Origin of the sequence: Streptomyces sp. NPDC048424, assembly GCF_040651555.1 — a bacterium.
GTDB lineage: Bacteria > Actinomycetota > Actinomycetes > Streptomycetales > Streptomycetaceae > Streptomyces.
Window position 1 is genome coordinate 19,157 of record NZ_JBEZKE010000052.1, and the last position, 9,091, is coordinate 28,247.

At 71.4% G+C, this 9,091-nt stretch carries 7 protein-coding genes; 3 read left to right on the forward strand and 4 right to left on the reverse strand.

Going from position 1 to position 9,091, the window contains the following annotated elements:
- Window positions 1–21 precede the first annotated feature (21 nt).
- A complete protein-coding gene (locus AB0D29_RS37010; protein ID WP_362860249.1) occupies window positions 22–1,047 on the reverse strand; it encodes a glycosyltransferase family 2 protein in 1,026 nt (341 codons plus the stop codon).
- 293 nt (window positions 1,048–1,340) lie between these two features.
- Between AB0D29_RS37010 and AB0D29_RS37015 the strand changes: the two genes are divergently transcribed.
- On the forward strand, window positions 1,341–2,723 hold the full coding sequence (locus AB0D29_RS37015; RefSeq protein ID WP_362860256.1) for an LCP family protein: 1,383 nt from the start codon (window positions 1,341–1,343) through the stop codon (window positions 2,721–2,723).
- Between the two features lie 58 nt (window positions 2,724–2,781).
- Here the strand turns inward: AB0D29_RS37015 and AB0D29_RS37020 are convergent, their stop codons facing one another.
- Entirely contained in the window at window positions 2,782–3,318 is a 537-nt protein-coding gene (locus AB0D29_RS37020) for an acyl-CoA thioesterase (RefSeq protein WP_362860250.1), read from the reverse strand.
- A 106-nt stretch (window positions 3,319–3,424) separates the two neighbouring features.
- Here AB0D29_RS37020 and AB0D29_RS37025 point away from each other — a divergent pair, with 106 nt between their 5' ends.
- A complete protein-coding gene (locus AB0D29_RS37025) occupies window positions 3,425–4,729 on the forward strand; it encodes an LCP family protein (RefSeq protein ID WP_362860251.1) in 1,305 nt (434 codons plus the stop codon).
- A gap of 30 nt (window positions 4,730–4,759) precedes the next feature.
- Here the strand turns inward: AB0D29_RS37025 and AB0D29_RS37030 are convergent, their stop codons facing one another.
- Together AB0D29_RS37030 and AB0D29_RS37035 are read right to left on the reverse strand one after the other, a co-directional pair.
- Window positions 4,760–5,842 (reverse strand): NDP-sugar synthase, encoded by a 1,083-nt coding sequence (locus AB0D29_RS37030; RefSeq protein WP_362860252.1) that lies wholly within the window; start codon window positions 5,840–5,842, stop codon window positions 4,760–4,762.
- Window positions 5,843–6,225: 383 nt separating this feature from the next.
- Entirely contained in the window at window positions 6,226–7,398 is a 1,173-nt protein-coding gene (locus tag AB0D29_RS37035; RefSeq protein WP_351298970.1) for an acyl-CoA dehydrogenase family protein, read from the reverse strand.
- A gap of 206 nt (window positions 7,399–7,604) precedes the next feature.
- Here AB0D29_RS37035 and AB0D29_RS37040 point away from each other — a divergent pair, with 206 nt between their 5' ends.
- Window positions 7,605–8,948 (forward strand): UDP-glucose/GDP-mannose dehydrogenase family protein, encoded by a 1,344-nt coding sequence (locus AB0D29_RS37040; protein WP_362860253.1) that lies wholly within the window; start codon window positions 7,605–7,607, stop codon window positions 8,946–8,948.
- The last annotated feature ends 143 nt before the right edge of the window (window positions 8,949–9,091 follow it).

Genomic DNA, 9,091 nt, shown 5'->3' on the forward strand with positions numbered 1-9,091 from the left:
CGTACGTCCCGGACCTGCGGGTCAGACCTGCGAGGAGTCCCGGTGCACGGCCGGGCGGCGGCTCGCGATGAGCTTGTTCGCCAGGGACCGCGGGCTGGTCAGGAAGCCGAAGCCCCAGCACAGGTGCATGGTCGCGAGGGCGACGGGGATCTGCGCCCGGGCCTTCAGCGGCAGCCCCTTGCCGGCCGGTACGGAGCCCACCGCGATCGCCGCGAGGTAGCCGGCCGGGACGGCGAAGCCCAGGGGGGTGACCGCCACGCCCACGACCACGCCCGCGGCGAGCGCGCAGACGAGGGTCGGCGGGGCCAGGTAGCGCAGGTTGATGGAGCCCGAGTGGTAGCGGGCCACCACGTGCCGCCAGCGCCCGTAGTCCTTGTACTGCTTGGCCAGGGCCTTGACGGAGCGCCTGGGGCGGTACTGGACCTTCAGCTCCGGCGAGAACCAGATCAGGCCGCCGGCCTCGCGGATGCGGAAGTTCAGCTCCCAGTCCTGGGCGCGGATGAACTCCTCGTTGTAGCCGCCCTGCTGTTCCAGCGCCTCACGGCGGAAGACACCGAGGTAGACGGTCTCCGCCGGTCCGGCCTGGCCGCCGGTGTGGAAGGGCGCGTTGCCGACGCCGATCTTCGAGGTCATCGCGGCGGCGACGGCCTCTTCCCAGGCGTTCTCGCCTTCGGCGTGCATGATCCCGCCGACGTTCTGCGCACCGGTCTCGTCCAGGAGGCGGACGGCGGTGGCGATGTAGTTCGGCGAGAGCATGCCGTGGCCGTCGACGCGTACCACGATCGGGTGACGCGAGGCCTTGATGGCGGCGTTGAGCGCCGCCGGGGTCCGGCCGGTGGGATTCGGGACGGTGTGGACTCGGGGATCCTCGGCGACGAGTTCGGCGGCGATCTCGTCGGTGCGGTCCGTGGACGGCCCGAGTGCGATCACCACCTCCATCTCGCCCGCATACTCCTGTTCCAGGATGTGGCGGACGGAATCGCGGAGGTAGTGCTCCTCATTGAGCACCGGCATGATCACCGAGACTGCGGGCTGCTGGGCGGGCATGTGGTCCTTCAAGGTCGGGTATCGGTGTCACGTTACCGCGTACGGGGGAACCGGGTGCGCGCCGAGTGATCGGTAAGGACAAACGCTGATCGTATGGGCCTACTGTTCTGTCGAATCAGCTGAATCCGACTCGTCTCTCGACCGGTCTCCCTGCTGCTCCCGCGGAGGTGTCCACCGTGCCCCACCCGCACCGTCCCACCCGTCCCGCCGGGCCGTCCCAGCCGCAGCGCGCACGGCGCGGCGGCGGCGCCGGCGGCCCGGTCCGGCGCCGGGGCGAGCGCCCCCGGTGGGGGGTGCGGCTCGCGGCCGGGCTCTCGGTGGTGGTGCTGGGCTCCGGGGCCGTCGGGCACGCCGTGATGACCGGCCTGGACACCGGGATCGAGCGGGTGGACCCCTTCAAGGACATGAAGAACCGCCCGCAGGCCGGGCACGGCCTGAACTTCCTGCTGGTGGGCACCGACGGCCGGGAGAAGATCACCCCGGAGGAGAAGCGCGAGTACCGCCTGGGCGGCGCGCCCTGCCACTGCACCGACACGATCATGCTGGTGCACCTGTCGGCCGACAAGGAGCGGGCCAGCGTCATCAGCCTGCCCCGCGACAGCTACGCCGAGGTGCCCGCGCACCGCGACCTGGTCTCCGGCAAGGCGCACCGGGCCCACTCCCTGAGGCTGAACGCGGCGTACGCGGAGGGCGGCCCCAACCTGACCGTGCGGACCGTCGAGAACATGACCCGGGTGAAGATCGACCACTACCTGGAGGTCGACTTCACCAGCTTCATGAAGACGGTCGACGCGATGGGCGGCGTGGACATCTGCACGGCCAAGACCATGCGCGACCCGAACACCGGCCTCGACCTGCTGCCCGGCACCCATCGGCTCAGCGGCGGCCAGGCCCTGCAGTACGTGCGCTCGCGCCATGTCGACGGGGCCTCCGACCTGGGCCGGATGCAGCGTCAGCAGCGGTTCATCGCCGCCCTGATCAAACAGGCGACCGGCGGCGGGGTGCTGCTGAACCCGGTCAAGTTCAAGGAGGTCAGCTCCACCCTGCTCGGCTCGGTGCGGGCCGACAAGGACTTCGGCTCGGAGCAGATGCTGGCGCTCGGGCAGGCGATGCGGGACTTCACCCCGTCCTCCTCGGAGTTCGCCTCGGTGCCCATCGGCGACCCCTCGTTCCGCCTCAAGGGCATCGGCTCCACCGTGAAGTGGGACGAGCCGAAGGCGGCCAAGCTGTTCGAGGCCCTGCGGGAGGACCGCCCGCTGGCTCCGGCCCGCCCCGGGAAGACCGGCGGGGGCCGCCCCGCGGCGGTACCGGTGGACGTGCCCCCGCAGCAGGTCAGGATCCAGGTGGAGAACGGGACGCGGATCGACGGGCTCGGCGGGCGGGTCGACACCGCGCTGCGCGCCACCGGCTTCGACACCACCCGGGCCCCGGGCAACGGCGCCAGCCGCGACGTCAAGCGCACGGTGATCACGTACGACCCGCGCTGGGACCGCTCCGCCCGTTCCGTGGCGACCGCCCTGCCGGGCAGCGAGCTGCGGGCGGTGGCGGGCCAGGGCCGGACGGTGCTGGTCATCGCGGGCGCGGACTACCGCAAGGTGGTGCCGGTCCGCGCGGAGGACCCGTACCAGGGCACCTTCGGCGTGGTCACCGGCGACCAGGTGGTCTGCGGGACCTAGGCCGTCTCTTTCGGATCTTGCCGGGCCCGGGCGGTCCCGCGGTGGCCCCGCGGGGGCGTCAGTCGTCGAAGCCCTGGGCCGCCCGCTCCTCGCGCAGCGCCATGATCGCCTGGCGGCGGGCGAGCCGGTGGGTGCGGCGGATCTGGGCCTCCTGGTAGCGCCGCTCGTCCCGTTCCGTCTCCGGGAGCACCGGCGGGACCTGGCGGGGCTTGCCGTCGGCGTCCACGGCCGCGAAGACGAGGTACGCGCTGCCGACCTGGGTGGCGGGCGTGGACTCGTTCCACCGCTCCGCGAGGACCCGTACGCCGATCTCCATGGAGGAGCGGCCGGTCCAGTTGCACTGCGCCTTCACGTGGACGAGGTCGCCCACGCGCACGGGAGCGAGGAAGGCCATCTCGTCCATGGAGGCGGTGACCGCCGGGCCGCCGGAGTGGCGCCCGGCCACGGCGCCCGCCGCGTCGTCCACCAGCTTCATGATCACGCCACCGTGCACCGTGCCGAGGAGGTTGGTGTCGTTCGCGGTCATGATGTGGCTGAGGGTCGTGCGGGAAGCCGCGGTCGGCTTCCCGGGCAGCTCGCCCCGTATCTGTGTCATACGGACACCTTAGAGCCGTACCAGAGGCATCAGCTCTGCAACAGCCCCGGTACGGATCCCGCCCCGGGCTGTCGGACGGCAGGCCCGGGCAGGCATCCTAGGGCGCATGAATGACTGGCCAGAAGGTCGTGACGACGGCTACGGGCGCGGCAGTGCCCAGCCGCAGCCCGAGGGCGTACAGCGGATGCGGCACGTCCAGCGACAGCCGCAGCGGCCCGCGCAGCCCCCGCGTCCGCAGCGCCCGGCGGGCCCGCCGCCCGCGTACGGCGTGCCCCCGCAGCAGGCCGGCGGCCACGACACGTACGGCGGTTACGACAGCGGTTACAACACCGGCCAGGTCTACGGCGCGCCCTCCGGCGGCGCCCCGGGCGGTCCGGCGGGTCCCGGCGGACCCTCGGGGCCCGGCCGTCCCGGCCGCGCGCCCGGCCCCGCCCCGGACTGGCGCAAGCGGATCAAGATCGGCTCGATCGTGCTGGTCTCCGCCCTGCTGGTGACCACGGTCTCCACCTACTTCTGGGCCGACTCCAAGGTGCGCCGCGAGGTCGACCTCTCCAAGGTCATCGAGCGCCCCAAGGAGGGCGACTGCACGACGTACCTGATCGTCGGCTCCGACAGCCGCGAGGGCATGTCCGACGAGGAGAAGAAGAAGCTCCACACGGGCTCGGCCGAGGGCAAGCGGACCGACTCGATGATGATCCTGGCGAAGTGCTCCAGCGGGAACACCATGATCTCGCTGCCGCGCGACTCGGACGTGGAGATCCCGTCCTTCGTCGGCTCCCAGTCCGGCAAGAAGTTCCCCGCGCAGGGGCGCCGGGTCAAGCTCAACGCGGCCTACGCGGAGGACGGCCCGGAGCTGCTCGTGCGGACGGTGGAGCACAACACCGGTCTGCGCATCGACCACTACGCGGAGATCGGCTTCGCCGGCTTCGCGAACATCGTGGACGCGCTGGGCGGCGTGGAGCTGGACATCGAGGAGGGCTTCAAGGACGAGAAGTCCGGCGCCGACTTCAAGGCGGGCAAGCAGACCCTGAACGGCGAGCAGTCGCTGGCCTTCGTCCGGACCCGCTACGCCTTCGCCGAGTCGGACCTCCAGCGCACCAAGAACCAGCAGAAGTTCCTGTCGGCGCTGGCGAGCCAGGCGGCGACCCCGTCCACGGTCCTCAACCCGTTCGACCTCTACCCGATGCTGGGCGCGGGCCTGGACACCCTGATCGTGGACAAGGACATGGGCCTGTACGACATGGGCCAGATGTTCTTCGCGATGAAGGGCGTCAACGGCGGTGACGGCGTGTCGATGAACATGCCGATCTCCGGACAGCGCGGCGGCAACCTCGTCTGGGACAAGGCGAAGGTGCAGCAGCTGGTGAAGCAGATCCAGAACGACGAGAAGGTCACCGTCCGCGGGAACTGACCGCGGCGGTACCCGCTCCCCGGACTCCGGTCAGGCGTCCGGGGAGAAGCGGATGGCGGCGGCGGGCAGCTGCGCGTCGCACCACACCCGGGCCCCGGCGCGCAGTTCGTTGTCAGCCCCCACGACGGCCCCGTCACCGATGACGGCGCCGTCCAGTACGGTCCGCGCGCCCACGGCGGAGCGGGCGCCGATCAGGCTGGCGCTCACCTGGGCGTCCGGGCCGATCACCGCGCCGTCGAGCACGATGGTGCCCTGGACGACCGCGCCGGCCTCGATCCGGGCGCCGGCTCCCACGACGGTGCCCCCCGACAGCTTCGCGCCGGCCGCCACTTCGGCGCCGGGCAGCACCAGGGACTCGCCGCGGCGGCCGGGGACGGCCGGGGACGGGACCACGCCGCGGACCAGGTCCGCGGAGGCCTGGATGATGGACTCGGGCTTGCCGAGGTCCATCCAGTAGGTGTTCTCGGTGACGCCGTGCAGCTTGGCCCCGGAGGCCAGCAGGCCCGGGAAGGTCTCGCGCTCGACGGAGACCGGGCGGCCGGCCGGGATGGCGTCGATCACGCTGCGGCGGAAGACGTAGCAGCCGGCGTTGATCTGGTCGGTGATGATCTCTTCGGGGGTCTGCGGCTTCTCGGTGAAGGCCAGCACCCGCCCCTCGGAGTCGGTGGGGACCAGGCCGAAGGCGCGCGGGTCCTCGACGCGGACCAGGTGCAGGGAGACGTCGGCGTCGGCCGCCTCGTGCGCCTCGACGAGACCCGCGATGTCCAGGCCGGTGAGGATGTCGCCGTTGAAGACGAGGACGGAGGAGTCCGGTCCGCCCGTCAGGCGCCGTCCGGCGTTGCGGATGGCGCCGCCGGTGCCGAGGGGCTCGTCCTCGACGACGTATTCGAGGGTGAGGCCGAAGTCGGATCCGTCGCCGAAGTAGGGCTCGAAGACCTCGGCGAGGTAGCAGGTGGCCATCACGATGTGCGTGACACCGGCGGCGGCGGCCCTGGCTATCTGGTGGGCGAGGAAGGGAACTCCGGCCGTCGGGACCATCGGCTTGGGCGTGTTCACCGTCACCGGACGCAGGCGCGTCCCTTGTCCGCCGACCAGCAGGATCGCTTCCGTCATTGCGTTCTCCCCAACCGATTCCGGCGTACGAAGGTCCAAATTTAGCCCATCCAGGGGCGCCCGGAGGCCGGTGCCGGATGTGTCCACCGGTGTGCGCACCCGTGAGGGCGCCGCACTGGTATGTCATGAAATGACCGCATCGTTCGCCCGCTCAGGAGGTGAACGGAGCTGCGTGGCCGGGCAGTTGTCGCCCGGGCCGCAGGAAGGGCCGCCCGCCGCGTTCGTCGCGGACCGGGACGAACCGGGCGTCCGCCGGCCGGGGCACGGCGTCTCTGCGTTTCGGGGAGCGGCTTGCCGGGCGGCCGCCTGCCCCCCCCCCGATGCGCGAACGTCCCCCGGCGGGCTGCCGGGGGGCGTTCGCTTCGGTGCAGGTGAGAGCCGCGTTACGGCAGGTTGCGGGCCATGACGATCCGCTGGACCTGGTTGGTGCCCTCGTAGATCTGCGTGATCTTCGCGTCGCGCATCATGCGCTCCACCGGGTAGTCACGGGTGTAGCCGTAACCGCCGAGGAGCTGGACGGCGTCCGTGGTGACCTCCATGGCCACGTCGGAGGCGAAGCACTTGGCCGCGGCGCCGAAGAAGGTCAGGTCCTCCTTGTCACCTCCGGCGGAGACGCGCTCCGACTTGGCCGCGGCCGAGTACGTCAGCTGGCGGGCGGCCTCGATCTTCATGGCCATGTCCGCGAGCATGAACTGCACGCCCTGGAAGTCGCCGATCGGCTTGCCGAACTGCTTGCGCTCCTGGACGTAGCCCTTGGCGTAGTCGAGGGCGCCCTGGGCGATGCCGAGCGCCTGGGCCGCGATGGTGATGCGGGTGTGGTCCAGGGTCTTCATCGCGGTGGCGAAGCCGGTGCCCTCGGCGCCGATCATGCGGTCCGCGGGGATCCGGACGTTGTCGAGGTAGACCTCGCGCGTCGGGGAGCCCTTGATGCCGAGCTTCTTCTCCGGGGCGCCGAAGGAGACGCCCTCGTCGGACTTCTCGACGACGAAGGCGCTGATGCCCTTGGAGCGCTTCTCCGGGTCGGTGACGGCCATGACCGTGTAGTACTCGGAGACGCCCGCGTTGGTGATCCAGCGCTTGACGCCGTTGAGCACCCAGAAGTCGCCGTCGCGCACGGCGCGGGTCTTCATGCCGGCCGCGTCGGAGCCCGCGTCGGGCTCGGAGAGCGCGTACGAGAACATCGCGTCGCCCTTGGCGAGCGGGCCCAGGTACTTGGCCTTGAGCTCCTCGGAACCGGAGAGGATCACCGGGAGCGAGCCGAGCTTGTTGACGGCCGGGATGAGGGAGGAGGACGCGCAGACGCGGGCCACCTCCTCGATCACGATCACGGTGGCGAGGGCGTCGGCGCCCGCGCCGCCGTAGGTCTCGGGCACGTGGACGGCGTGCAGGTCGCTGGCGACCAGGGCGTCGAGGGCCTCCTGCGGGAAGCGGGACTCCTCGTCGACCGCGGCTGCGAACGGCAGGATCTTCGCCTCGGCGAGCGAGCGGACCGACTCGCGGAGCATGTCGTGCTCCTCGGCCGGGCGGTACAGGTCGAAGTCGGCAGAACCCGCCAAGATCTCTCACTCCCCAGGGTGATGCGTGATGCTAACTACCGTTAAGTAACCCAAGCTTAGTGTCCCGGTCACGGATGGCGATATGGACGGCCTACGTGAGTTGCGTGACAGCGGTGCCGACAGTGGTGGGCTCCTGGGGAACGTCCCCGCTGGTGGGCCCGACTATGCTCAGTGGCCGCAAACGGCCCCGCACCTCTGGAGCACCCATGGCCCCCCTCAGGATCACAGTGATCGGCACCGGATACCTCGGCGCGACCCACGCCGCGGCGATGGCGGAGCTGGGGTTCGAGGTGCTGGGGCTGGACGTGGTGCCCGAGAAGATCGAGATGCTGGCGTCGGGCCGGGTGCCGATGTACGAGCCCGGGCTGGAGGAACTGCTGGCCAAGCACGTGGCCGGGCTGCCGGGCTCGACCGGCCGACTGCGGTTCACCACCTCCTTCGAGGAGGTCGGGGAGTTCGGCGACGTCCACTTCGTCTGCGTGAACACTCCGCAGAAGCACGGCGAGTACGCGTGCGACATGTCCTACGTCGACTCCGCGATGGCCTCGCTGGCCCCGCACCTGACGCGGCCGGTCCTGGTGGTCGGCAAGTCCACCGTGCCGGTGGGCTCGGCGGAGCGGCTGGCGGCGAAGCTCACCGAGCTGTCCCCGGCGGGCGCGGACGTGGAGCTGGCCTGGAACCCGGAGTTCCTGCGCGAGGGCTTCGCGGTGCAGGACACCCTGCACCCCGACCGGATCGTGATCGGCGTCCAGGGCGAGCGCGGCGAGAAGCTGCTGCGCGAGGTGTACGAGACGCCGATGTCGGAGGGGACGCCGCTGGTCGTCACGGACTTCCCGACCGCCGAGCTGGTCAAGACCGCCGCCAACTCCTTCCTCGCCACGAAGATCTCCTTCATCAACGCGATGGCGGAGGTCTGCGAGGCCGCCGGCGGTGACGTGGTGAAGCTGGCGGAGGCCATCGGCTACGACGAGCGGATCGGCGCGAAGTTCCTGCGCGCCGGGATCGGCTTCGGCGGCGGCTGCCTGCCCAAGGACATCCGCGCCTTCATGGCGCGCGCCGGCGAACTGGGCGCCGACCAGGCGCTGACCTTCCTGCGCGAGGTCGACTCCATCAACATGCGGCGGCGCGGGCACATGGTCGAGCTGGCGCGGGAGGCCGTGGGCGGTTCGTTCCTCGGCAAGCGGGTCGCGGTGCTCGGCGCCACCTTCAAGCCCGACTCGGACGACGTACGGGACTCGCCCGCGCTGAACGTGGCCGGGCAGATCCACCTCCAGGGCGGGCAGGTCACCGTCTACGACCCCAAGGGCATGGACAACGCCCGGCGCGTGTTCCCGACCCTCGGCTACGCGGACTCCGCCCTGGCGGCGGCCCGGGGGGCGGAGGTCGTCCTCCACCTGACCGAGTGGCGCGAGTTCCGGGACCTCGACCCGGCCGAGCTCGCGGGTGTCGTGACGGACCGGCTCGTGCTGGACGGTCGCAACGCGCTGGACCCCGTGCGGTGGCGTGCCGCCGGCTGGACGTACCGGGCGATGGGGCGCCCCCGCGCCTGACCCCTGCGGGGGTGCTCGGCGGGGGTGCCCGACACGGTTGTATCCCGGGTGCGGCGCCGTTGCGGGGGCTCTGCCCCCGGGCCCCCGCGCCTCAAACGCCGGCGGGGCTGGTTTTGCCCGCCTTCGAGCGGCGGGAGGTGAAC